Source organism: Sphaerisporangium sp. NPDC088356 (genome assembly GCF_040685555.1).
Taxonomy (GTDB): domain Bacteria; phylum Actinomycetota; class Actinomycetes; order Streptosporangiales; family Streptosporangiaceae; genus Sphaerisporangium.
Genome location: NZ_JBFBIK010000038.1, coordinates 1 through 24583 on the forward strand (window position 1 = coordinate 1; position 24583 = coordinate 24583).

Below are 24583 nucleotides of genomic sequence, written 5' to 3' on the forward strand. Positions count from 1 at the left end.
GCCGGCCCGGCCGGGGCCTTCGAGCCCCGGCCGGATCACGCGTGACATCTCGCGGCGCTCAGTGAGCGCCGAGCTCCCCTCCGAGGTACGCCTCGCGCACCTGGGGGTCGTTGAGCAGGTCGGCCGCCGGAGCGGACTTGACCACCTTGCCGGTCTCCAGCACGTACGCCCGGTGGGCGAGCTGGAGGGCCTGCTGGGCGTTCTGCTCCACCAGCAGCACGGTGGTCCCCCGGTTGTTGATCTCCTTGATGATCGAGAAGATCTGGGCGACCAGCATGGGGGCGAGGCCCATCGAGGGCTCGTCGAGCAGCAGCACCTTCGGCTTGCTCATCAGCGCCCGGCCGATGGCCACCATCTGCTGCTCGCCGCCCGACATCGTGCCGCCCGCCTGGTTCTTGCGCTCGGCCAGCCTCGGGAACAGCTCGAAGACCTCGTCGAGGTCCTTGGTGAGGTCCCCGCTACGGGTGTAGGCCCCCATCAGGAGGTTCTCGGTGACGGTCATGCCGGGGAAGACGCCGCGCCCCTCCGGGGACTGGCCGATGCCGGCCACGACCCGCTTGTGCCCGGGCAACTTGCTGATGTCGGCGCCGTCGAAGGTGACGGTGCCGGACGTCAGCGGCCGGAGACCCGAGATGGTCTTCAGGGTCGTGGTCTTGCCCGCGCCGTTCGCGCCGATGAGGGTGACGATCTCCCCCTGGTCGACCTCCAGCGAGACGCCCTTGATGGCCTCGATCTTGCCGTAGTGGACGCGCATGTCCTTGATCTCAAGAAGCATCTGCGGGAGCCCCCAAGTACGCCTCGATGACCCGCGGGTCGTTCTGCACCTCGGCAGGGAGGCCGTCGGCGATCTTCTGCCCGAAGTCCAGCACCGCGATGCGGTCGCTGATGCCCATGACCAGGGCCATGTCGTGCTCGATCAGCAAGACGGTGCGCCCGGCGTCGCGGATCCTGCGGATCAGGCCCTGGAGGGACTCCTTCTCCGCGGGGTTCATGCCCGCCGCCGGCTCGTCCAGCAGGAGGAGCTTCGGCTTGGTGGCGAGCGCACGCGCGATCTCCAGCCGCCGCTGGTCGCCGTAGGGGAGGTTCTTGGCCGTCTCCTCGGCGCGGTGGCCGATGCCCACGAACTCCAGGAGCTCGCGGGCCAGCGCCTTGCCGTCACGCTCCTCGTGGCGATGCCACGGCAGGCCGAGCGCCGCGCTGAACATGCCCGCGCGGTGGTGGGCGTCGGCCCCCACCATGACGTTCTCCATCGCCGACATGTTGTGGAACAGCCGGATGTTCTGGAAGGTGCGGGCGACACCGCGCTTGGTGACCTTGAACCGCTTCATGCCGTCGATGCGGTCGCCGTCGAAGACCACCTGGCCCGACGTCGGGCGGTACACGCCGGTGACGACGTTGAACACCGTCGTCTTGCCCGCGCCGTTCGGCCCGATGAGGGCGAAGATCTCGCCCTCGTTGATGGTCAGCTCCACCTCGCGCAGGGCGACGACGCCGCCGAACTGCATCTTGACCTTCTGCAGCTGCAGAAGCGGGCGCGGATCGCTCATTTGGCTGCTCCCTCGGCTGCGGGCTGGGACTCCGGACCCGGAACCTCGGCGCCCATGCTGCCCATGCCGCCTGTGCCCTCCGCCAGCTCGGCTTTTCGGCGGCGCGACGGCAGCAGGCCCTCAGGCCGGAAGATCATCAACGCGACCAGCGCGGCGCCGAACACCATGGTCCGGTACTCGGACAGGCCGCGGAACCGCTCAGGCAGCCAGGCGACGAGGAACGCGCCCAGGATGACACCCGGGATGTTGCCGGAACCGCCGAGCACGACCGCCGCGAGGATGGTCGCGGACAGCATGAACATGAAGTCGTTCGGGTTGATCGAGATCGTCTTGCCGGCCCAGACGACTCCCATGGCCCCGCCGATCGAGGCGCCGATCGCGAAGGCCAGGAGCTTGAACTTGAAGGTCGGCACGCCCATGACCTCGGCGGCGTCCTCGTCCTCGCGGATGGCCGCCCACGCGCGGCCGACCCGGCTCTTCTCCCACCGCTTCACGAAGATGATGATCGCGGTGGCCACCACGACCAGCAGGTAGTAGTAGGGCCTCGGGTCGAGCACGCCGTAGTGGAAGATCTGCACCCCGAAGACCTCGATGCCGTCGAAGCTCGGCGGGTGCGGGATGCCGGCGATGCCGCGGGGGCCGCCGATGGCGTCGGTGTTCTCGGCCGTCTGGCGGACGATCTCTCCGAAGCCGAGCGTGACGATCGCCAGGTAGTCACCGCGAAGGCGCAGCGTCGGCCCGCCGAGGACCACGCCTGACAGCGCCGACAGCAGCACGCCGACGATCAGGATCTCCCAGAAGTTCAGGCCGAGCTTCGTCCCGAGCAGCGCCATCGAGTAACCGCCGATGGCGAAGAACGCGACGTACCCGAGGTCGAGCAGGCCGGCCTGGCCCACGACCACGTTGAGGCCGATCGCGAGGACCACGTACGTCCCGATGGGGAAGAACAGGACGCTGGCCCAGTCGCTGTAGGGCGACATGAAGTGGCCGAAGGACTCGGAGGGCAGCAGCAGCGCGATCACGAACAGCGCGACGTAGACGATCCAGCGCTGCCAGACGGGGGCGCCGGCCCATCGGTCGCGGATGCCGTCGAGGAAGGCCGAGAAGGCGTTCCTGCCGGTGGTGGTCGTGGAGTTCGTGCTCATGCGCGTGCCTGCTGGAGTGATTCACCGAGGATGCCGGTGGGCCGGAACATCAGGACCAGGACGAGAACCGTGAACGCGATGACATCCTTCCATCCCGAGCCGAAGATGGCGGCACCGTAGTTCTCGATGAGACCGAGGAACAGGCCGCCGACCAGCGCTCCGCGTAGGTTGCCGATGCCCCCGAGCACCGCGGCCGTGAAGGCCTTGATGCCGAGCAGGAAGCCGATGGAGAACTTCGTGACCTCGAACTGGAGCACGAAGAGGGCGCCGGCGATGCCCGCCATGAGGCCGCCGATGAGGAACGTCATCCGCACGATCTTGTCGATGTCGACGCCCATGAGGACCGCGGTCTCCGGGTCCTGGGAGGTCGCGCGGATGCCCCGGCCGATCTTCGTGCGGTTCACCAGCAGGTCGAGCAGGACCATCATGCCGATCGCCGCCACGAAGATCAGGACCTGGTCGACCCGGATCTGCGCGCCGCCGATGGTGAAGAGCGTGTCCTTCTGCATGATGCGGGCCACACCCATCTGGTTGCGGCCCTGCTGCGGACGGTTGAACACGTGCGGGATGATCACCAGGGCGAAGAGCTCCTGGAGGAAGAGAGAGGCGCCGATGGCCGAGATGAGCGCGGCCAGGCGGGATGCGCCGCGCTTTCGCAGCGGGCGGTAAGCGATGCGTTCGAGCAGCATGGCCGAGCCCGCGGAGGCGAAGCCTCCGGCGAGCACCATCAGGAGCAGGCCGCCGACGAGGGCGAGCCCGGTCAGCGGCTGGGTGATGCCGAGGGTCATCACCACGAACGCCGACGCCATGGTGCCGATCATGAACACTTCGGAGTGCGCGAAGTTGATGAGGCGCAACACGCCGTAGACCATCGTGTAGCCGAGGGCGACGAGACCGTAGATCGAGCCCAGGATGAGGCCGTCGATCGTGTACGGCCAGAAGGAGCCGAGGAGGTTATCGAACACTGAATGGTTTCGCTTTCAGGGAAGCCTGCAGGCGACAACGGGCAGGGGCGGGACCGCCGTGGCGTTCCCGCCCCCTCACTACTGTGACTACCGCCGTCAGCCGAGCTTGGCCGTCGTCGTGTCGCCGAGCAGGCCGATCTGGCCACCCTTGACCTCGTACATGTAGATCGACTTCGCGGAGGGCTCACCGTTCGGGTCGAACTTGATGTGCTTGGAGATGCCGTCGAAGTCGGACTTGCCGACCGCCTCGTTGATCGCCTCGGCGGTCGTCGCACCGGAGCCGATGGCCTTGGTGAACGTCGTCATGGCGTCGTAGCCCTCGGTGGCGTAGATCAGCGGGTCGGCGCCGAACTTCGCCTTGTAGTCCGCGGCGAACTTCTTGACCTTCTCGTCGGTCTCCGCGGCGGTCGGGATGCGGCAGGGGCAGCCGATGAGCGCGCCCTCGGCCTGCGGAGCGCCGGCGCTCTCGATGATGCCCTTGTCCAGGGAGCCGTCGGCGGAGAAGAACTTGGCCGTGACGCCCTTGTCCCTGAGCTGCTTGAGCAGCTTGCCGGCGGCGGCGTAGTAACCACCGAAGAACAGCGCGTCCGGCTTGGCCGAAGCGATCTTGTTCACCGTCGAGGAGTAGTCGGCGGCGTTCGGGTCGAGCGCGTCGTCGGTGACCGTGGCGCTCTTGGCCTTGAGCTGGGCGCGAACCGCGTCGCCGAGGCCCTTGCCGTACTCGGACTTGTCGTCGACAACGAAGACCTTCTTGGCCGCGGCGGCGCCCACGATGAAGTCGGCGATGGCCGGGCCCTGGACACCGTCGTTCGGGACGACCCGGTGCCAGTACTTCCAGCCGTTCTCGGCCAGGGCCACGGCGGTGGCCGAGGCGGAGATGCTCGGGATCTTCGCCTCTTCGAGCAGCGGGCCGACCTGCTTGGACTCGCCGGAGAAGGCGGGGCCTACGAGCGCGACGACCTTGTCGGTCTTGATCGCCTGCTGCGCCAGGCTGACGGCCGTGGTCGGGTCCGCCTTGCTGTCATACTTGATCATCTCAAGCTTGACCTTGGGATTAGTGGCGTTGTACTCGTCGACGGCAAGCTGGGCGCCGTTGCTCGGCGGGATGACGATGCCGGAGTTCTCACCCGACAGGTCGCCCATAAAGCCGATCTTCAGCGTGGTCGGCGCGGCGGAGTCGCCACCCTCCGACGACGACCCTGAGTCACTACCACAAGCAGCGAGACCAACGGTAAGTGCCACACCGACGGCGAGCACGCCCCCGAGGCGAGCAATCTTGGGCCGCAAGGTTGCCTTCCTTTCGCCTGATCCACGAAGGGATCGGGTCCACAGAACCACCCTGGCGGTCTGGCCAGGGCTCGTTGACGGCATTACACCCAGCTCAAGTCACAGGTCGGTACAGAGTCACATCACGTTACCGCTTCGTTATCACACCGGTCCTCTTCGGCGATCGGCCGGAAAAGTAAAGGTCACATCGGCGGCGCCGTGTTTCACAAGATCGGCTGACCTGCCCTGACCGACCACTCCGGACAACCGCCCTCAGGCTCCGACAGGACGAGGCAGAGCGGTCCTGACGCCCCACGTCAGGACTCCTCGGGGCCCTGGGCCTCCTGCACGACGGCCTGGGCGACCTGGCGCATGCTCATGCGGCGGTCCATCGACGCCTTCTGGATCCAGCGGAACGCCTGGGGCTCGGTCCAACCGTGCTCGGCCATCAGCAGGCCCTTGGCGCGCTCGACCAGCTTGCGGGTCTCAAGGCGCTCGCCGAGGGTGGTGACCTCGCGTTCCAGGGCGGCGATCTCCTCGTGGCGGCTCACGGCCATCTCGATCGCCGGTACCAAATCGGACTTCGTGAATGGTTTGACCAGATATGCCATGGCCCCCGCGTCCCTCGCCCGCTCCACGAGGTCGCGCTGGGAGAACGCGGTCAGGATCAGGCACGGCGCGACGCGCTCCGACACGATGCGCTCGGCCGCCGAGATGCCGTCGAGGATCGGCATCTTGACATCGAGGATCACCAGATCGGGCCGCTGCTCCAGGGCGAGTTTGATCGCCGTCTCGCCGTCCCCGGCCTCGCCGACGACGGCATAGCCCTCCTCTTCGAGCATTTCCTTAAGGTCGAGACGGATCAGCGCCTCGTCTTCCGCGATCACCACTCGCCGCTGCGTACTCACGACCAAGAGAGTACCGATGTCCGCTAGATTAGGGACACGAGCAGCTCGGCGCCCCGATAGACCAACGGCAGAGTCGATGGCCTCAAAATCCATACAGTGTGGGTTCGAATCCCACTCGGGGCACTGATCCGGCGAAACCGCGTGGCTGAGGCCGCGCGGTTTCCTCATGTCCGCCCTCTCGCAGGGCCGGCAGCCACAGGAACCACACGCGGCCGTCACCGGTGACCTGGCGCCGCGAGACCCACCCCGCCACCGCGGGCTCGGGCACGTCGGTCAGGTACGCGGCCATCCGCCCGTCCGGCCAGGTCAGCGGCGTGCGTCGGAACGAGCGGAAGGCGCAGCCCGCCTCGTAGGCGATGGGCAGGGTGCTCGCGGGGCCGCCGACTACGCATGGGCCGCGCAGCCCCGCCTGCCTCAGCGTCTCGGCGACGGCCCGCTCCGCCGCCCTGTAGGCGTGCGAGCGCTCCACGCGCCGTCCAAGGACCAGATGCTGCGTGACGAGCTGGCCCGCCATCGCGACCAGGAGGAGCACGGCGGGCAGGCGCCCGGTGGAAGTCGACCACACCAGGAGCAGGGCCACCGGCAGGGCCAGCATCGCGTAGGCGGGCAGCAGGAAGCGTGGCGCGCCGTACCCCACCAGGAACAGGTACTGCGCGGCCAGCCCGGCCCCGGCGGCGCAGGCCAGGCCGTACGGCTTCGCCACGCCGAGCCTGCGGGCCACAAGGAGCCCTCCGGCCACGGCGAAGGGCAGCGCGAGCCACCAGACCGCCAGGTAGGAGTACCGCACCGAGATCGCGCACGGGCGGCACAGCAGCGGCCCGTTGAGCGCGGCGAACTCGTGGACGAAGCCCCAGGTGGGCCGGAGCCGGCCCTGGATCCTGCCGGCCTCGTCGATCCGGTGCGCCACCCCGCCGTACCGGACAACGGCCTCGACGACCCACGGCGCGAGCCCCAGCCCGAGCCCCCCGGCGAGGGCGAGAAGGACGTCCTTGCGCCGCCACGCGGGTACGGCGAGCCACGCGAGGGCCAGGGGCAGCACGAGCCACACGGCGTCGCCGGGCCGCAGCGCCGCGGCGGCGGCCACGCTGAGCGCGAGCCCGGCCAGCGGGCCACGCGCCCACCGCCGGAACTCTTCCTGAGCGGGATCCCGGACGGCGAGCAGGAACAGGGCGACCGCGGCCACCGACGCGTAGGCGACGTACAGGTTCGGCATGACGGCCCCGCCGTAGTACTGGGCGACCCACAGCCCGCACAGCAGCAGCGCGGCCAGGGCCACGGTCGCGGAGCGGCCACGGTGGGCCAGCACGCGCAGCCACGGCAGGTAAGCCAGGAAGAGCCCGGCGCAGGACAGCAGCGTCATCCAGACCCGCACCACCTGCGGCGAGGCGGACAGGTACGCCGCCGGAGCGGCCAGCCACGTGATCCCCCGCGCGCGGGGAGCGGTGAAGGGGGCGTCCGGCAGGCGCGGGCTCACCTGGCTGAGATAGACCAGCTCGTCCCATCCCCAGCGCAGGCCGGGACCGACGAAGACCAGCTGCGCCAGCCCGTACAGCACGGCCACGAGCGCCAGCGGGAACGCGGGATGGCCGGCCCAGGCAGGGACCTGGCGCGTCCTCAGGCGGCCGGCCACGGGCCGGCCGGTCCTTCCCGCACGTTTCCCGGCCACCGTCATGGGGCCGATCAAACCCGGTCGCGTTACCGGCGAACCGCCTCACATGCGGCTCTTGGTGATCTCCCCACCGGACCTCTACCGAACGTGTGTACGGCCGCCGCCGGAGGACCCGGTGGCGGCCGTCAGGGACGCGGGATCAGCCGCCGGAGACCAGCGAGCCGATGGTGTGGACGCGCAGGGCGTTGGTGGAGCCGTGGTTGCCGGGAGGCGAGCCGGCCACGATGACGACCTTGTCGCCCTTCTCGTAGCGGCCGACCGACAGCAGGGCCGACTCGACCTGGCGCACCATGTCGTCGGTGTGGTGCACGAAAGGCACCTCGAAGGTCTCCACGCCCCAGGTGAGGGCCAGCTGGCCGCGCACCTCGGGAGCGGAGGTGAAGGCCAGCAGCGGGATCGGGGAGCGGTAGCGGGCGAGCCGGCGGGCGGTCTCCCCCGACATCGTGAAGGCGCACAGGGCCTTGGCGCCGACGATCGCCCCGACCTCGGCCGCCGCACGCGCGATCGCGCCACCGGTGGTCTCGGGGAGCCGGTCGAAGGTGTGCGTCGACTGCAGCGCCTCCTCCTCGGCGGCGGAGGCGATGCGGGCCATGGTCGCGACCGACTCGATGGGATAGCTGCCGACCGAGGTCTCGCCCGAGAGCATGACGGCGTCGGCGCCGTCCATGACGGCGTAGGCGACGTCGGAGACCTCGGCGCGGGTGGGCCGCTGGGCGCTCATCATCGAGTCGAGCATCTGGGTGGCCACGATGACCGGGTGGGCCTTCTCCCTGGCGAGGGCGATGGCGCGCCGCTGCACGATCGGCACCTGCTCCAGCGGGAGCTCCACGCCGAGGTCGCCGCGGGCGACCATGATGCCGTCGAACGCGTCGACGATGGCTTCGAGGTGCTCCACGGCCTGGGGCTTCTCGATCTTGGCGAGGAGCGGGAGGTGCACGCCCTCCTCGTCCATGATGGTGCGGACGATGTCGGCGTCGGTGGGGCTGCGCACGAAGGACAGGGCGATCATGTCGAAGCCCGTGCGGAGGGCCCAGCGCAGGTCCTCCTCGTCCTTCTCGGTGAGGGCGGGGGCCGAGACGGCGACGCCCGGCAGGTTGAGGCCCTTGTTGTCGGAGATCATGCCGCCGACGACCACCTTGGTCACGACGCGGGGGCCCTCGACGGCGGTGGCCTCCAGCACCAGGCGGCCGTCGTCGACGAGGATCGTGTCACCGGGGTGCACGTCGCCGGGAAGGCCGTCGTAGGTCGTGGAGACCAGGTCACGGTCGCCGGGGACGTCCTCGGTGGTGATCGTGAAGACGTCGCCGAAGCCCAGGCGAACGGGCCCCTCGGCGAAACGGCCTACACGGATCTTGGGGCCCTGCAGGTCGGCGAGGACGCCGACCGCCATGCCCAGCTCGGCCGCGGCCTCCCTGACCCGGCCGTGGATCTCCTTGTGGAGCTCGTGGCTCCCGTGGCTGAGGTTGAACCGCGCCACGTTCATACCCGCGGCGATCAGCTCGCGCAGGCGCTCCGGAGAAGAGGTGGCGGGCCCCAGTGTGCAGACAATCTTCGCTCGACGACTCACAAGTCCTACCCTAATTGGTACAGACCACTTGATGATGACGAAGTTCACAGCGCCTGGCGAAATCCAGGTGACGTGAGCCCGCCATCGGGCGACCCCGAGCACGTCGCCGCAGGTGGAACGCCATGCCTGGGACGCGGCCCACGACGAATGCGACCGGGCGCTCCAGGTCCGTATTCGTATGCGTGTGGCTTCCAGGATAGGCGTCGCGGGCGGGCGGGGCGGCCGGGTCGCGCAACCGGCCCTTCCCGTTCACTCCGCGTTCGTCCAGGCCCCGTCGCTCGGGGCCTGGCGGGACGTCCCGGTCAGCCCTTGGTGGTGGCGGCGCGGTAGGCGTCGACGATGCCGTGCCCGTAGAAGCCGTTCTTCGACTTGGGGCCGGCGCAGACGTGCGTCTCCTCGCTGACGGAGTAGGTGGTGGAGCCGGACGCGGGGCACGCGGTCGGGGTGGCTGTGGCGTACAGCAGCTCCTCGACCCGCGCGGGGCTGAGGGTGAGGCCGCCCTTGCCCGGCTTGCCGAAGCGGCTGATCAGGATGGCGGCGACGCCCGCGGCGTGCGGCGAGGCCATCGAGGTGCCGGAAAGGTACTGGTAGTACGCGCACTTGCCGTGGTGGCACTCGCGGATGACCGAGGAGCCGGTGGGCTTGCCCGAGCGGTCGATCAGCTTCTGCTTGCGCAGCGCGCCGGCCGGCGCGGCGGCCAGGATCTCCCTGGCCGCGCCCTTCAGGGAGGTGCCGGCGTCCGCCGGGTCCCCGCCGGGGGCGGACAGGTCGGTCTGCTCGACGCCGTAGTCGGAGTACCAGGCCTTGGCCTTGCTGGGCCCGAGGGCGGAGACCGAGATGACGCCGCCCGACTCGGCGGGCACGTTCAGGCAGGAGTTGTCGATCGTTCGCTCACGCTCGCCGCCGGCCGGGTAGCCGGGGCTGCTCTTGTCGGTCGTGGGGTGGCCGAGGTCGGTCGACTCGTTGCCGAGCGCGCTGATGAGCGTGACGCCGTGCTTGCGGGCGTAGTCGAGCGCGCGCTGGACGCCGGTGATGATGCCCTGCTGCTGGAGCTGCTCGGCGCGGGAGTCGGCCGGGTTGTGGGCGCAGTTGAAGGTCCACGGGTCGACGAAGAAGCTCATGTTGACCACGTCGATGCCCGCGTCGCCCGCGTAGGTCAAGGCGTCGAGCACCGGCTTGAGGAAGAAGAAGCCCGAGTCGGCGCCCGCGCGGATGTTGACGAGCGAGACGTCGGGCGCGACGCCCGCGACCCCGATGCCGTTGAGCGGCGAGCCGATCGTGCTGGCGACGTGCGTGCCGTGGCCGTCGTCGTCCACGTCGACGGGGTCCTTGCAGCTCTTGTACTCGCAGGGCCCGTCGAGCGTCTTGCCCTTGGAGTCCTTGGGGCGGTCGACCACGAAGTTGCGGCTGAGCGCCCGGTTGAAGTTGGGGGCTATGTCGGGGTGCTTGCCGTCGACCCCGGTGTCGATGATGCCGACCAGCACCTTCTTGCTGCCGCGCTCCTTGGCGTACGAGCCGGTGGGCGTGGCGCCGATCATCTTCATGTCCCACTGGCGGCTGGACAGCGGGTCGCCGTGCGGGGACGAGGCTCCGGCCGCCGACGCGCCGGAGGCCTCCGCGGCGGGCGCGAGCGCCTCCGCGGAGGAGTTCCGGGCGGCGGGCGTGGAGGACTCCGTCACCGACATCGGGGCGGTGGGCACCGAGGCCCGGTCTCCGGGGCGAAGGGCGGCGGCCGAGCCGATCCGGCGGTTGCCGGTCACCCCGACGACGGACGCGCTGGCGCCGAGCCGCTCGGCGAACCCCTGGGCGGGACCGTGCGCGATGACGTATCCGAGCTTGGCGTCGACCGCGTCGGCCGTGCCCCCGCCGGCCCTGATCGCGCCGAGCGCGTCGGCCTGCCTGCCCTGGGCGTAGAAGACGAGGTACTGGCCCGTCGCCGGCGACGCGGGCGCGGCGACCGCACCGGCGCTCGTCACAAGAGAGCCCGCCAGCGTTCCCGCCAGCGCGACCGAAACGACAGCGCCTGTCAGGCGTCTGTACCCCCGCACCATTGACCCTCTCCTCAAGCCTCTACCGACGAGGCAGCATCTTTCAGGGGATCGAGGACCAAAGCAAGTTGCGACTAAAATCCCCGGCAATCGATCCGTTATAGCCATATATAGCGGCAAATTATGACCGGAATGGCCGAAACTCCATAAAAGGGACGGCGCCCCGGGGGGGCGCCGTCCCTGTAGGTACGTCAGACCAGCGGACGCGCCGTCGGCGGGATCGCCACGGGCAGCGCCGTCTGGCCGGTCAGGAAGCGGTCGGCGGCCGCGGCGGCCGAGCGGCCCTCCGCGATCGCCCACACGATGAGGGACTGGCCGCGGCCCATGTCACCGGCCACGAACACCCCCTCCACACCCGACATGTACGACTTGTCCCTCGCCACATTGCCCCGGGCGTCGAAGAACTCGTCCGGGTCGTCGGCGAGAGCCGCGAGATCGGTGAGCAGCGCGCCCTTCTCCGGGCCGAGGAAGCCCATCGCCAGCGTGACCAGCTGGGCGGGGACCTCGCGCTCCGTGCCGGGGATGGGCCTGAAGCCCGCCGCCGGCCCCTCCACGTCGACCAGGCGCAGGGCCCTCACCCGTCCCTGGTCGTCCGCGACGAACTCGGTCGTGGAAGCGGCGTACACCCGGGCGCCGCCCCCGTCCTCCAGCTCCTCGTGGGCGCTCTCCATCTTGAACAGCATCGGGTAGGTCGGCCACGGCTGGGAGTCCGGCCGCACGCCCGGAGGCTTCGGCATGATCTCCAGCTGGGTGACCGACAGCGCGCCCTGGCGCACCGCCGTGCCGACGCAGTCGGCGCCGGTGTCACCGCCGCCGATCACCACGACGTGCTTGTCCTCGGCCGAGACCGGGGAGACGGCGAGGTCGCCCTCCTGCACCCTGTTGGAGAGCGGGAGGTACTCCATGGCCTGGTAGACGCCCTTGTGCTCGCGGCCCGCCACGGGCAGGTCGCGCCACGCGGTGGCGCCGCCGGACAGCACGATCGCGTCGAACTCCTCGCGCAGCCGCTCGACCGTGATGTCGACACCGACGTTGACGCCGGTGCGGAACTCCGTGCCCTCCGCGCGCATCTGCGCCAGGCGCCGGTCGAGGTGCCGCTTCTCCATCTTGAACTCGGGGATGCCGTAGCGGAGCAGGCCGCCGACGCGGTCGGCCCGCTCGAACACCACCACGTCGTGCCCGGCGCGGGTGAGCTGCTGCGCGGCGGCGAGGCCGGCGGGGCCCGAGCCGACGACGGCGACCCTCTTGCCCGTCTTGGCGGCCGGTGGCTGGGGGGTCACCCAGCCCTCGGCGAAGGCGCGGTCGATGATCTCCACCTCGACCCGCTTGATCGCCACGGGGTCGGAGTTGATGCCGAGCACGCACGCGGCCTCGCACGGAGCCGGGCACAGGCGGCCGGTGAACTCCGGGAAGTTGTTGGTGGCGTGCAGCCGCTCGATCGCCTCGCGCCAGTCGTCCCGGTACACGAGGTCGTTCCACTCGGGGATGAGGTTCCCGAGCGGGCAGCCGTTGTGGCAGAACGGGATGCCGCAGTCCATGCAGCGCGCGGCCTGCTTGGTGAGCGCGGGCTTCGGGAAGTCCTCGTAGACCTCCCGCCAGTCGCGGATGCGGACGTCGACCGGGCGGCGCGCCGGCAGCTCACGGGCGTGCGTAAGGAAACCCTTGGGGTCGGCCATCGGTGAAACCTCCCTTAACCGTGTACGGCGGCCATGACCGCCTCGTCGATGTCCCTGCCTTCGGCACGCGCGACCTCCGCCGCCTTCAGCACCCGCTTGTAGTCGATCGGCATGACCTTGCCGAAGCGGGTGAGCGTGCCGTCCCAGTCGTCGAGCAGCGTCTTGGCGACCGTGGAGCCGGTCTCCGCGAGGTGGCGCTCGACGATGTCCCTGAGGAACTCCGAGTCCTCCTCGGTCAGCTCCTCGACCTCGACCATCTCCCGGTTGACCCGCGCGGGGCTCAGGTCGAGCACGTAGGCGATGCCGCCCGACATGCCCGCCGCGAAGTTGCGTCCCGTCGGGCCGAGCACGACCGCCCTGCCGCCCGTCATGTACTCGCAGCCGTGGTCGCCCACGCCCTCCACGACGGCGGTGGCGCCGGAGTTGCGGACGCAGAACCGCTCGCCCACGACCCCCCGGACGAACACCTCGCCGGACGTCGCGCCGTACAGGCCGACGTTTCCGGCGATCACCTGGGTCTCGGCGCTGAACGGCGCGTCGGGGTGCGGCCGTACCGTCACGCGACCGCCCGACAGCCCCTTGGCGAGGTAGTCGTTGGCGTCGCCGGTGAGCCGCAGGGTGACGCCGTTCGGCACGAACGCGCCGAAGGAGTTGCCCGCGGAGCCGGTGAAGCTCACGTCGATCGTGTTGTCGGGCAGGCCCTCACCGCCGTACCGCTTGGTCACCTGGTGGCCGAGCATGGTGCCGACCGTGCGGTTGACGTTGCGGATGGGCAGCTCCAGCGTCACCCGGTCGCCGTACTTCAGCGCGCCCTCGGCGAGCTGGATGAGCGTGTTGTCCAGGGCCTTGTCCAGGCCGTGGTCCTGGGCGACCGTGCGGTGCAGCGGCGTGTCCTCGGGCAGCGAGGGCACGTGCAGGATCGGCGACAGGTCGAGGCCCGCCGCCTTCCAGTGGTCCTCGGCGGCCGTGGTGTCCAGGAACTCGGCGTGGCCGACGGCCTCCTCGATCGAGCGGAACCCGAGCGCGGCGAGGTACTCGCGGACCTCCTCGGCGACGAACTGGAAGAAGTTGACCACGAACTCCGGCTTGCCGTTGAACCGCTTGCGGAGCTCGGGGTTCTGCGTCGCGACACCGACGGGACAGGTGTCGAGGTGGCAGACGCGCATCATCACGCAGCCGGACACCACCAGCGGCGCGGTCGCGAAGCCGAACTCCTCGGCACCCAGCAGCGCGGCCACCACCACGTCGCGGCCGGTCTTGAGCTGACCGTCCGCCTGTACGACGATGCGGTCGCGCAGCCCGTTGAGCAGCAGCGTCTGCTGGGTCTCGGCCAGGCCGAGCTCCCAGGGGGTGCCGGCGTGCTTGATCGAGGTCAGCGGCGAGGCGCCGGTGCCGCCGTCGTGGCCCGAGATGAGCACGACGTCGGCGTGCGCCTTGCTGACGCCCGCGGCCACGGTGCCGACCCCGACCTCCGCGACGAGCTTCACGTGGACGCGCGCCTCGGGGTTGGAGTTCTTCAGGTCGTGGATCAGCTGGGCCAGGTCCTCGATCGAGTAGATGTCGTGGTGCGGCGGCGGCGAGATCAGGCCGACGCCCGGCGTGGAGTGCCGGGTCTTGGCGATCCACGGGTACACCTTGTGGCCGGGCAGCTGGCCGCCCTCGCCGGGCTTGGCGCCCTGGGCCATCTTGATCTGCAGGTCGGAGGCGTTGACCAGGTACTCGCTGGTCACGCCGAACCGGCCGGAGGCCACCTGCTTGATCGCCGAGCGGCGCACCGGGTCGTGCAGGCGCTCGGGGTCCTCGCCGCCCTCACCGGTGTTGGACTTGGCGCCCAGCCGGTTCATGGCGATCGCGATGGTCTCGTGCGCCTCCTGCGAGATGGACCCGTAGGACATCGCGCCGGTGGAGAAGCGCCTCACGATGCTCTCGACCGGCTCGACCTCCTCGATCGGGACCGGCGGGCGCACGCCGTCGCGCAGCCTGAACAGGCCGCGCAGCGTCATCAGCTTCTCGGCCTGCGAGTCGACCAGGCCGGTGTACTCCTTGAAGATCTCGTACCGGCGGGTGCGGGTGGCGTGCTGCAGCTTGAAGACCGTGTCGGGGTTGAACAGGTGCGGCTCGCCCTCGCGGCGCCACTGGTACTCCCCGCCGACCTCCAGCCTGCGGTGGGCGTTCTCGGCGCGCGGGTAGGCCCGCAGGTGCCGGAGCCCGACCTCCTTGGCGAGCACGTCGAAGCCGACGCCGCCCAGCCGGGAGGTGGTGCCCGCGAAGCAGGCGTCGATGACGTCCTGGCCGAGGCCGAGCGCCTCGAAGATCTGCGCGCCGGTGTACGAGGCGACCGTGGACACGCCCATCTTGGACATGATCTTCAGGACGCCCTTGCCGTACGCCTTGATCAGGTTGCGGACGGCGGCACGCGGGTCGAGGGCCAGCGTCCCGGCCGCGATCATGTCCTCGATGGTCTCGATCGCGAGGTAGGGGTTCACGGCCGAGGCGCCGTACCCGATCAGCAGCGCCATGTGGTGGCACTCGCGGGCCTCGCCGGTCTCGACCACCAGGCCGACGCGCGTGCGCGACTTCTCGTGGATCAGGTGGTGGTGCACCGCGCCGGTCAGCATCAGCGACGGGATCGGGGCCATCCGGCTGTCGGAACCCCGGTCGGAGAGCACGATGATGCGCGCGCCGCCCGCGATGGCCCGCGACACCTCGGCGCAGATCTCCTCCAGGCGGTGCAGCAGCCCCTCGCCGCCGCCCGCGACCTCGAACAGGCCCGAGACGACGTGCGGCTGGAAGCCGGGCAGCGCGCCCTCGTCGTTGATGTGGATCATCTTGGCGAGCTCGTCGTTGTCGATCACCGGGTACGGCAGGACGAGCCTGCGGCAGGACGCCGGGTCCGGCGCGAGCAGGTTGCCCTCGGGACCGATGGTCGTCTGCAGCGAGGTGACCAGCTCTTCGCGGATCGCGTCCAGCGGCGGGTTGGTGACCTGGGCGAACAGCTGGCTGAAGTAGTCGAACAGCAGCCTGGGCTTCTCGCTCAGCACGGCGACGGGCGAGTCGGTGCCCATCGAGCCGATCGGCTCGGCGCCCGCCTTGGCCATCGGGGCCAGGATGACGCGCAGCTCCTCCTCGGTGTAGCCGAAGGTCTGCTGGCGCTTCACCAGGGCCTCGTGGGTGACGATCGGGCGCTGCCGCTCGGGCAGCTCCTCGAAGCGCACGAGCCCGGCGTGCAGCCACTCACCGTACGGGTGCGCGGCGGCCAGCTCGGCCTTGACCTCGTCGTCCTCGATGATCTTGCCGCGCTCGGTGTCGACGAGGAACATCTTGCCGGGCTGCAGGCGGCCCTTGCGTACGACCTTGGACGGCTCGATGTCGAGCACGCCGGCCTCGGACGCCAGCACGACCAGGCCGTCCTCGGTCACCCAGAAGCGGCCAGGGCGCAGGCCGTTGCGGTCGAGGACCGCGCCGACGAGCGTGCCGTCGCTGAAGGTGATCGACGCGGGGCCGTCCCAGGCCTCCATCGAGGTGGAGTGGTACTCGTAGAAGGCCCGCCGCGCGGGATCCATCTCGGTGTGGTTCTCCCACGCCTCGGGGATCATCATGAGCACGGCGTGCGGGAGGCTGCGGCCACCGAGGTGGAGGAGTTCCAGGCACTCGTCGAAGGACGCCGTGTCCGAGCCGTCGGGGTCGCAGATCGGGAAGAGCCTCGCGAGGTCGCCGGGGATCAGGTCGGTCGCCAGCATCGCCTCGCGGGCCCGCATCCAGTTGCGGTTGCCCTTGACAGTGTTGATCTCGCCGTTGTGGGCGACGTACCGGTACGGGTGCGCCAGCGGCCACGACGGGAAGGTGTTGGTGGAGAAACGGGAGTGGACCAGCGCGATCGCGCTCGCGAACCTCTCGTCGGACAGGTCGGCGAAGAACGGCTCCAACTGCGGGGTCGTCAGCATGCCCTTGTAGACGATCGTCCGCGAGGACAGCGAGGGGAAGTAGACGTCCACCTCGTGCTCGGCCCGCTTGCGCAGGCAGAAGGCCAGGCGGTCGAGCTCCAGCCCGGTCTCGCCGTTCGGCGAGGCGACGAAGAGCTGCACGAAGGCCGGCATCACGGCCCGGGCGCTCGGCCCGGCGTGGGCGGTGTCGACGGGCACCTCGCGCCACCCGAGAACGGTCAGGCCCTCCTCGGCGGCGATCTCCTCGATCATTCCGACGCCGATCGCGCGCGCCTGCTCGTCGAGGGGGAGGAAGGCGATGCCCGCGGCGTACGAGCCCGCGGGGGGAAGCGTGAAGTCCACGGACTCACGGAGGAACGTGTCGGGGATCTGCGTCAGGATGCCGGCGCCGTCGCCGGTGTCCGGTTCGCTACCCTTGGCCCCTCGGTGATCCAGGTTGCACAACGCCGTCAGGGCCTTCGCGACGATGTCATGGCTGCGGCGTCCGGCGACATCCGCCACCATCGCGACACCACAAGCATCGTGTTCCTGCGAAGGGTGATACAGGCCCTGGGGCTCGGGGGAACCGAGGTGGGCAGCAGGCATTGAATCCCTCCCGTCGTCTTCGTCTGCTTCGTCTTGATTGGCGAGTGCAGGCAAGAGGGACGACGTTGGCCCTGCTGCTGTAGGTGTGTAGAGACTACCTCACCCTGTCGGAATAGTGCCCGCCAGGTTGGTATCGCGAACATTCACCATCTGTGAGTGGACCTTCGCGCCCGCTGTCGTACGTCCCAGGCCGCAGTGACCAGAACGCCACACAGAAGGGTGTTATTCCACGCCAGGAACCCTGCGACTGTCAAGGACCTGGTCAAACCCGGGTCAAGCACGGTCAGCCGCCGGCGCTCAGGACGCGCCGCTGGACGAACCCGCCGAGGGTGTCCAGGGCGAGCTGGGGGAAGGTGAGATCGGCCTGTCCCTCGTCGCCGACGGGCCCGACCCAGTTCACGACGACGAAGTGGCCGAGCGCCCGTACCTCCGCCCGGCTGTGGCCGGCGTCGAAGGACTGCGGCTGGCCTGGCGCGAGCCGCAGGAACCCGTCGCCGTCCTTGGGGTCGAGCGCCGCCACGAGCCTGTCGGCCGAGGCGCCGTCGGCCAGGTCGAAGACGGCGTACTGCCCGGAGACCCCGCCGTCGGAGCTGGCGAAGCTCCCGCGCAGCACCTGGGCGCACCCGGCGAGGGCGGCGGCCGGGCCGCTGCCCCACAGCGCCTCCGCGCAGTCGGAGGACACCGTGACCTGGCGGCGCTCCATGCTCACGCCCGACGAGGTGAGCCTGGCGGCCTGCCCGAACACCTCTTGCTCGCTCGGCGGGCGGGGATCGAGCGCCCGGGTGGCGATGGGGGCGTACAGGGCGGAGGTGCGCTCGCCGCGGAACCGCGCGGGGCTCGGACCGGTCTCGGGCCGCGTGGTGAAGAACACGACGGCCCCCGCCGCGGCGAGCACTCCGGCGACGGCGACGACGATCCAGGTGCGGCTGGGCATGGCCATTGACCCTACTTGGCGGGGGGCGCCGAGGGCCCGGTGACGGCGACGACGCGGCGGTAGATCGCCTTCTCCGCGCCCCTGACGCCGAGGATCAGCGACACGAAGTCCTCCTTGGGCGCAGGCTCCTGGCCGTCGACCCGCCCGACCCACACGAACCCGGCGTAGTGCCCCATCGCGTGACCGCTGGCCTCGGTGTAGCCGTCGGGCACGAACGTGGCCGTCTTTGACTCCAGCGGGCGGACCCAGCCGCCTCCCCTGTAGAGGGTGGACATCTCCCGCACGAACCCGTCGGCGGCGCTGGAGCTCGCCATGTTGAACAGGGTGTACTGGGCGACGTACCGGTGGTCCGCGCTGAGGTAGATCCCCCGGACCGCCTGGGTGCAGCCGGTCTCCGCGAGCTTGGCCAGCACGTCCCCGCCCCACATCACTGGCGCGCAGGCGTCGTCCAGACGGCGGCCGGCCAGCCTGAGGGTCAGCTTGCCGCTCGTGAGCGTCTTGGCGCCGAAGACCTCCTCGGCCCGCAGCGGGGCACCGTCGGCCTTGCGGTCGGCGATCGGGGCGAACAGGTTGGGCGACACCCAGGCCTGGTACTCGTCGGGGTGGGGAAGGCCGATCGCGTCGGCCTGCGTGCCCTGCTCGGGGGGCGGCTGGGAGACCCCGAGGGTGCTGACGATGGCGGTGAGGCCGAAGCCGCCCACGAGCACGACCAGGACCGTGCCCACGGCGAACAGGATCCGCTGCTGCTTCTCGGTCAGCCCCCGCTCGGAGAGGGCCTCCACCTCGAAGGAGGGCCGGCGTCTCTTGCTGCGCGCGCTCACAGGCCGCCGGCGCCGATGAGCGTGCCGAGACCGAACGTCAGAGCGGCCGCCACCGCGCCCACCGTCAGCTGGCGCAACCCGGAGAACCACCAGCTTCTGGCCGTCACGCGGGACACCACCGCCCCGGCCGCGAACAGGGCGATCATCGAGACGGCCGCCGAGAACCACAGCACCTCGGCCCCGAACAGGTAGGGCAGCAGGGGAACGATCGCCCCCACGCTGAAGGACAGGAACGAGGAGAGGGCGGCGAGCTTGGGAGAGGGCAGGTCGCCGAGGGCCACGCCGAGCTCCTCGCGGGTGTGGACCTCCAGCGCCTGGACCGGATCGCGGGAGATCTGCCGGGCGACCTCCGCGGCGAGCTCGGAGTCCACGCCGCGCATCTCGTACTGCTGGGCGAGCTCGATCTCCTCCGCCTTGGCGTTGTCGGCCAGCTCGGCGCGCTCGATGTCGATCTCGGCCAGCGCCAGCTCGCGCTGGCTGGCCACCGAGACATACTCACCGCCCGCCATCGAGAAGGCGCCCGCGGCGAGCCCGGCGATGCCGGCGAGGGAGACGACCCTGGTGCCGGCGCTCCCTCCCGCGACACCGGCGATGAGGGCGAAGTTCGACACCAGACCGTCCATGGCACCGAACACGGCCGGGCGGAGCCATCCGCCTGTCACGTCGCGGTGCTTGTGGTGGATCTCGGCGCGCCCCCCCGAGGAGCCGCCCTGGATCATCGTGAATTCGCCTCCGAGTCCGGCACGGCGGGCGCCGGCGCCTCGTGCGTCTTCTCGCCCTCGGCCTTGCGGCCGGTCTCTGCCGCGTCGGCCTGGTCCGCGTGATGGGCCGGATCGGCCGCCGCCGGGTCGTCCGCCGGATCGGCCGCCGCCGGGTCGCCGGCCGGATCGGCTTCCGCCGCGAGGGTGACGGTGGTCTCGGCGGACGCCCCGGCGCGCTCGTGGTCGTCGGCCAGGTCGGCGGGATGCGCGGGATCGGAGCCCTCGCCGGAGCCCTCACCGGAGCCCGAACTCGGCACCAGGGTCTCCTCGGTGGTCTTGTTCCTGGTGACCCAGAAGTAGACCAGCGCGCCGATGAAGATGACCACGGCGGTCCATTGGTTCAGCCGCAGGCCGAGGATGTGGTGGGCGGGATCGACCCGCATGCCCTCGATCCAGAAGCGGCCAAGGGTGTAGCCCGCGACGTAGAGCGCGAACAGCCGGGCGTGACGCAGCCCATAGCGCCTGCCGGCCCAGATGAGCACGCCGGCGAGGGCCAGATCCCACAGAGACTCGTAAAGGAAGGTGGGGTGGTAGGTCGTCACGCCGGGGATCGTGCCGGGGCGGCCCGGGTCGATCTCCACGGCCCACGGCAGCGTGGTGGGGCCCCCGAACAGCTCCTGGTTGAAATAGTTGCCCCAGCGGCCGATGGCCTGGGCCACCGCGATGCCGGGCGCCACCGTGTCGGCCACCGCCGACAGAGAGATGCCGCGCCTGCGGCAGGCGATCCACACCCCGACGCCGCCGAGCGCGACCGCGCCCCAGATGCCGAGACCGCCGTGCCAGATGTACAGCGCGTCGATCGGCCGGTTGGGGGCGTCGGGCCCGAAATACAGCTGCCAGTCGGTGATGACGTGGTAGAGCCGACCGCCGACCAGGCCGAAGGGAACGGCCCAGACGGCCAGGTCGGTGATCGTGCCGGGCTCGCCGCCGCGCGCGCGCCAGCGGCGCTCGCCGATCCAGACGGCGGCGATGACGCCGAGCACGATGCAGAAGGCATAGGCCCGCAAGGGGACCGGTCCGAGGAACCAGACCCCTTCTGAAGGGCTGGGAAAGGAGGCCAGGGGCATGTCAGGTGACGTTACCGTTTCCCGGCCTACTTCGCGGCATCAAGGATGGTCTTGCGGAGGGACGACGGGCTGTAGGAGATGGTGTTGTCGATCTCCTGGCCGTTGAGCCGCAGCGTGGGCGTGCCCTTGGCGAAGAGCTTCGCGCCTTCCAGCTTCGCGGTGTAGGCGGCCTGGGCCGGAGCCTCTTTCTGGGTACGCACGCAGGACTCGAAGCCCGGGTCGGTGACTCCGGCCTCCTTGCCCCACTTGACCAGGTCGTCGATCGCGAAGCCGCTCTTGGTCTCGGACGGCTGCTCCTTGAACAGCCGGTCGTGGAAGGCCATCCACTGCTTGCCGTCGGGCACGCACCGCGCGGCCGAGGACGCGCGAACGGTGTTCCCGTGCGCGGGCTCGTCGGTGAAGATGTTCACGGCGTGGTAGACGACCTTCACCTGGCCCGCCGCCGCCATGTTCTTCACGGTCGCGGAGCTCGCCTGCTCGAAGCCCTGGCAGGCGGGGCACTGGAAGTCCTCGTAGATGTCGAGCACGGGCTTCTCGACGCCCGGCTTCGCCATGACCCTGGAGCCGTCGGACTGCAGGGTGATCGGCGCGAGCTGCCCGCTGAGCGTCTCGGACTTGCCGGACTGCACGTACCACCACGCGCCGCCGATGACGGCGAGCGCCACGATCACCACGGTGACCACGGTGGCGAGACGCCTGCGCTGCTGCTGCTTGCGCTCCTGCTCGCGCTGCGACTTGATGCGCTCGCGCGCGGAGAGATCCCGCGCGGCCTTTCCCATCAGAGACTCTCCTTCATGTGGGGCTCGTCGCCCTCGATATCGTCGACGTCGGCGTGCGGCTCGCTCGCGGGGGCCAGGCCCAGCGCGGAGTCGAGCGCGAGGCGGCCCGGAGCGAATCGGACGACCCACGCCCCCAGCAGGAACAACCCGCCGTCCCGGAGGATCTCCCACAGGTAGCCCGGGCTCTTCCCCTCTGCCAGCTTGCCGCCGCCGCCGAAGCAGCCGCAGTCGATGCGCAGGCCGCGTGCCCACGCCGACGCGATGCCGACCACGAAGACAAGCATGAGCAACGCGGAGACGACGCCCGCCGCACGCGTGAGCAGCCCGACAACAAGCAACACCCCAACGACGATCTCAACGATCGGCAGGCCGTAGCCCACCGCGGTGGCGACCGGCACCGGCAGCAGCTCGTAGGCCTTCACGGCCTGGACGGAGAGAGCCGGTGTGCCGATCTTCAGCCACCCGGCCGCGATCAGCACGCTCGCGACCACCAGCCGGGCGACGGTCGTCACCCAGGGTACCGCCGGGCGCACGTAAAGCGACCCCATTGACGCGGGCTCCTTGGAAGTCACCAGCATTCTCGTCTCCTTGTCCAGGAACAGGCCGGTCTGCGAGACGATCCGGTCGTGGACTCGTCTGGCACCGGGACGTCGAGCGTCCGGCCCGATACAGGCGTTCGGCCGAAGAGTACCGGGTGACCAGCCCATCATGACCGCGATAAGCGCCTGGTAAACGGCCTGAGCAGAGGATTCGAGGGGCGGGGCGCGGGCGACGCGAACGGCCGCCCTTCACAGGGCGGCCGGGGATCGTGCGAAGTCAGGCGGCGCCACCACGAGGCGACCGCGGGAGGGTCAGGCGCGTACGCCCGCCGCCATCTCGGCGGTGAGCTCGCGCACCGCCGCGAGGCCGGAGGCCTCGTCGGGGGCGTCGAGCAGGCGGCGGATGAACGCCGAGCCCACGATGACCCCGTCGGCGTAGCCCGCGACCTCGGCGGCCTGGGCGCCGGTGCCGACCCCGAGCCCCACGCAGACCGGCAGGTCGGTGTGGGTCCGGCTGCGCTTCACCAGGCCCTCGGCCGCCGCGCTGACGCTCGCGCGCGCGCCGGTGACCCCCATGAGGGAGGCGGCGTAGACGAAACCGGTGCAGCAGTCGACCACGGCCTGGATGCGCGCGTCGGGCGAGCTGGGCGCGACCAGGAACACCGTGTCGATGCCCGCGGCGGCGCTGAAGGAGCACCAGGGCCCGGCCTCCTCGGGCGTGAGGTCGGGGGTGATGGTGCCCGTGCCGCCGGCGTTGGCCAGATCGCGGGCGAAGCGCTCGGCGCCGTAGCGGTCGATCGGGTTCCAGTAGGTCATGACCAGCACGGCCGCGCCGGTCTTGGCCACTCCCTCGACGGTGCGCATGACATCGGCGATGCGGGTGCCGTTGCTCAGCGCGCGGTGCACCGCGTCCTGGATGGTGGGACCGTCCATCAGCGGATCGGAGTAGGGCAGGCCGATCTCGATGACGTCGCAGCCCGCCTCGACCATGGCCGTGGCGGCGGCGATGGCGCCGTCCTTGGTCGGGAAGCCGGCCGGAAGGTATCCGACCAGGGCGGCCCGCTTGTCGGCCCGTGCCTTCTCGAACACCGTCTGAAGAGTCGTCATGTCAGGGAGTCCCGCTCACAGGTGTCTGGGGCCTACAGGTTGAAGTACTTCATGGCGGTGCCCATGTCCTTGTCGCCACGGCCCGAGAGGTTGACCAGGATGGTCGCCTCGGGGCCGAGCTCCCGGCCGAGCTTGATCGTGCCGGCGAGCGCGTGCGCCGACTCGATGGCCGGGATGATGCCCTCGGTGCGGGCGAGCAGCGAGAACGCCTCCATCGCCTCGGCGTCGGTGATGCCGTGGTAGCTCGCGCGGCCGGAGTCCTTCAGCCAGGCGTGCTCGGGGCCGACACCGGGGTAGTCGAGGCCCGCCGAGATCGAGTGGGACTCGATGGTCTGGCCCTCGTCATCTTGCAGGACGTACGTGCGGGAGCCGTGCAGGACGCCGATCGAGCCCTCGGTGAGGGTGAGGGCGTGCTCCCCGCTCTCGACGCCGTGCCCAGCGGCCTCGTAGCCGTGGAGCGCGACGCCCTCGTCGCCGATGAAGGCGTGGAAGATGCCGATGGCGTTGGAGCCGCCGCCGACGGCCGCCGTGACGGCGTCGGGCAGGCGGCCGGTGAGCTCCAGGACCTGCCTGCGGGCCTCGACGCCGATGACGCGGGCGAAGTCACGGACGATCTCGGGGAACGGATGCGGCCCCGCGACCGTGCCGAACAGGTAGTGCGTGGTGTCGACGTTGGTCACCCAGTCGCGGAACGCCTCGTTGATGGCGTCCTTGAGGGTGCGGCTGCCGTTGCCGACCGGGACGACCGTCGCGCCGAGGAGCTTCATGCGGGCGACGTTGAGCGCCTGGCGCTCGCAGTCGACCTCGCCCATGTAGATGACGCATTCGAGGCCCATGAGCGCGCAGGCGGTCGCGGTCGCGACGCCGTGCTGGCCGGCTCCGGTCTCGGCGATGACGCGCGTCTTGCCGAGGCGCTTGGTGAGCAGCGCCTGGCCGAGCACATTGTTGATCTTGTGGGCGCCGGTGTGCGTGAGGTCCTCGCGCTTGAGCAGCACGCGGGCCCCGCCCGCCACCTCGCTGAACCGGCTTACCTCGGTGATGGTGGTCGGCCGACCGGCGTACGTGCGGAGCAGGTGCTCGAACTCACGCAGGAACGCGGGGTCGTTCTTCGCGTCCTGGTAGACGCGGGCGACCTCGTCGAGGGCCGGGATCAGCGCCTCGGGCACGAAACGGCCGCCGAACACGCCGAAACGGCCGCGGATGTCGGGGTCGTCGCCGGCCACGCCGTTGCCCGCGAGGCCGGCCGCGGTGATCA

Annotated in this window: 18 protein-coding genes and 1 tRNA gene; 1 reads left to right on the forward strand and 18 read right to left on the reverse strand. The window is 70.4% G+C overall.

Annotation, left to right across the window (positions count from 1 at the left end):
• Window positions 1-58 precede the first annotated feature (58 nt).
• The 6 genes from AB0O34_RS16515 to AB0O34_RS16540 form a co-directional block, all read right to left on the reverse strand.
• Complete coding sequence (locus AB0O34_RS16515; RefSeq protein ID WP_363916248.1) at window positions 59-775, reverse strand: ABC transporter ATP-binding protein; 717 nt, start codon at window positions 773-775, stop codon at window positions 59-61.
• Window positions 765-1547, reverse strand: coding sequence for an ABC transporter ATP-binding protein (locus AB0O34_RS16520; RefSeq protein WP_363916249.1), 783 nt, complete (start codon window positions 1545-1547; stop codon window positions 765-767). The genes AB0O34_RS16515 and AB0O34_RS16520 overlap by 11 nt, the downstream gene beginning before the upstream one ends.
• The gene (locus AB0O34_RS16525) at window positions 1544-2692 is read right to left on the reverse strand and encodes a branched-chain amino acid ABC transporter permease (protein WP_363916250.1); all 1149 of its coding nucleotides are present in this window, start codon (window positions 2690-2692) and stop codon (window positions 1544-1546) included. The genes AB0O34_RS16520 and AB0O34_RS16525 overlap by 4 nt, the downstream gene beginning before the upstream one ends.
• Window positions 2689-3657 (reverse strand): branched-chain amino acid ABC transporter permease, encoded by a 969-nt coding sequence (locus AB0O34_RS16530; protein ID WP_363916251.1) that lies wholly within the window; start codon window positions 3655-3657, stop codon window positions 2689-2691. Before AB0O34_RS16530 ends, AB0O34_RS16525 begins: the two co-directional genes overlap by 4 nt.
• Before the next feature lie 96 nt (window positions 3658-3753).
• The gene (locus AB0O34_RS16535; protein WP_363916299.1) at window positions 3754-4995 is read right to left on the reverse strand and encodes a branched-chain amino acid ABC transporter substrate-binding protein; all 1242 of its coding nucleotides are present in this window, start codon (window positions 4993-4995) and stop codon (window positions 3754-3756) included.
• A 245-nt stretch (window positions 4996-5240) separates the two neighbouring features.
• Entirely contained in the window at window positions 5241-5813 is a 573-nt protein-coding gene (locus AB0O34_RS16540; protein WP_363916252.1) for a response regulator, read from the reverse strand.
• A 68-nt stretch (window positions 5814-5881) separates the two neighbouring features.
• Between AB0O34_RS16540 and AB0O34_RS16545 the strand changes: the two genes are divergently transcribed.
• A tRNA-Leu gene (locus tag AB0O34_RS16545) sits at window positions 5882-5954 on the forward strand.
• Between the two features lie 1685 nt (window positions 5955-7639).
• Here the strand turns inward: AB0O34_RS16545 and pyk are convergent.
• The 12 genes from pyk to trpB form a co-directional block, all read right to left on the reverse strand.
• Window positions 7640-9067, reverse strand: coding sequence for a pyruvate kinase (gene pyk, locus AB0O34_RS16550; protein ID WP_363916253.1), 1428 nt, complete (start codon window positions 9065-9067; stop codon window positions 7640-7642).
• Window positions 9068-9369: 302 nt separating this feature from the next.
• Window positions 9370-11118: a S8 family serine peptidase gene (locus tag AB0O34_RS16555; RefSeq protein WP_363916254.1), complete on the reverse strand. Its 1749-nt coding sequence runs from the start codon at window positions 11116-11118 to the stop codon at window positions 9370-9372.
• A gap of 188 nt (window positions 11119-11306) precedes the next feature.
• Window positions 11307-12791: a glutamate synthase subunit beta gene (locus AB0O34_RS16560; RefSeq protein ID WP_363916255.1), complete on the reverse strand. Its 1485-nt coding sequence runs from the start codon at window positions 12789-12791 to the stop codon at window positions 11307-11309.
• A 14-nt stretch (window positions 12792-12805) separates the two neighbouring features.
• Window positions 12806-17320 (reverse strand): glutamate synthase large subunit, encoded by a 4515-nt coding sequence (gltB, locus tag AB0O34_RS16565; protein WP_363916256.1) that lies wholly within the window; start codon window positions 17318-17320, stop codon window positions 12806-12808.
• Between the two features lie 283 nt (window positions 17321-17603).
• Complete coding sequence (locus AB0O34_RS16570; protein WP_363916257.1) at window positions 17604-18254, reverse strand: hypothetical protein; 651 nt, start codon at window positions 18252-18254, stop codon at window positions 17604-17606.
• Between the two features lie 11 nt (window positions 18255-18265).
• A complete protein-coding gene (locus AB0O34_RS16575; RefSeq protein ID WP_363916258.1) occupies window positions 18266-19075 on the reverse strand; it encodes a hypothetical protein in 810 nt (269 codons plus the stop codon).
• Window positions 19072-19794, reverse strand: coding sequence for a VIT1/CCC1 transporter family protein (locus tag AB0O34_RS16580; RefSeq protein WP_363916259.1), 723 nt, complete (start codon window positions 19792-19794; stop codon window positions 19072-19074). The genes AB0O34_RS16575 and AB0O34_RS16580 overlap by 4 nt, the downstream gene beginning before the upstream one ends.
• Entirely contained in the window at window positions 19791-20903 is a 1113-nt protein-coding gene (lgt, locus tag AB0O34_RS16585; protein WP_363916260.1) for a prolipoprotein diacylglyceryl transferase, read from the reverse strand. Before lgt ends, AB0O34_RS16580 begins: the two co-directional genes overlap by 4 nt.
• Before the next feature lie 26 nt (window positions 20904-20929).
• Window positions 20930-21682 carry a thioredoxin domain-containing protein gene (locus tag AB0O34_RS16590; RefSeq protein ID WP_363916261.1) on the reverse strand — a complete coding sequence of 251 codons (753 nt, stop codon included), beginning with the start codon at window positions 21680-21682 and terminating at the stop codon, window positions 20930-20932.
• Window positions 21682-22260: a MauE/DoxX family redox-associated membrane protein gene (locus AB0O34_RS16595; protein WP_363916262.1), complete on the reverse strand. Its 579-nt coding sequence runs from the start codon at window positions 22258-22260 to the stop codon at window positions 21682-21684. Before AB0O34_RS16595 ends, AB0O34_RS16590 begins: the two co-directional genes overlap by 1 nt.
• Window positions 22261-22533: 273 nt before the next feature.
• Window positions 22534-23328, reverse strand: coding sequence for a tryptophan synthase subunit alpha (trpA, locus tag AB0O34_RS16600; protein WP_363916263.1), 795 nt, complete (start codon window positions 23326-23328; stop codon window positions 22534-22536).
• A 32-nt stretch (window positions 23329-23360) separates the two neighbouring features.
• On the reverse strand, window positions 23361-24551 hold the full coding sequence (gene trpB, locus AB0O34_RS16605; RefSeq protein WP_363916300.1) for a tryptophan synthase subunit beta: 1191 nt from the start codon (window positions 24549-24551) through the stop codon (window positions 23361-23363).
• Window positions 24552-24583: the final 32 nt, after the last annotated feature.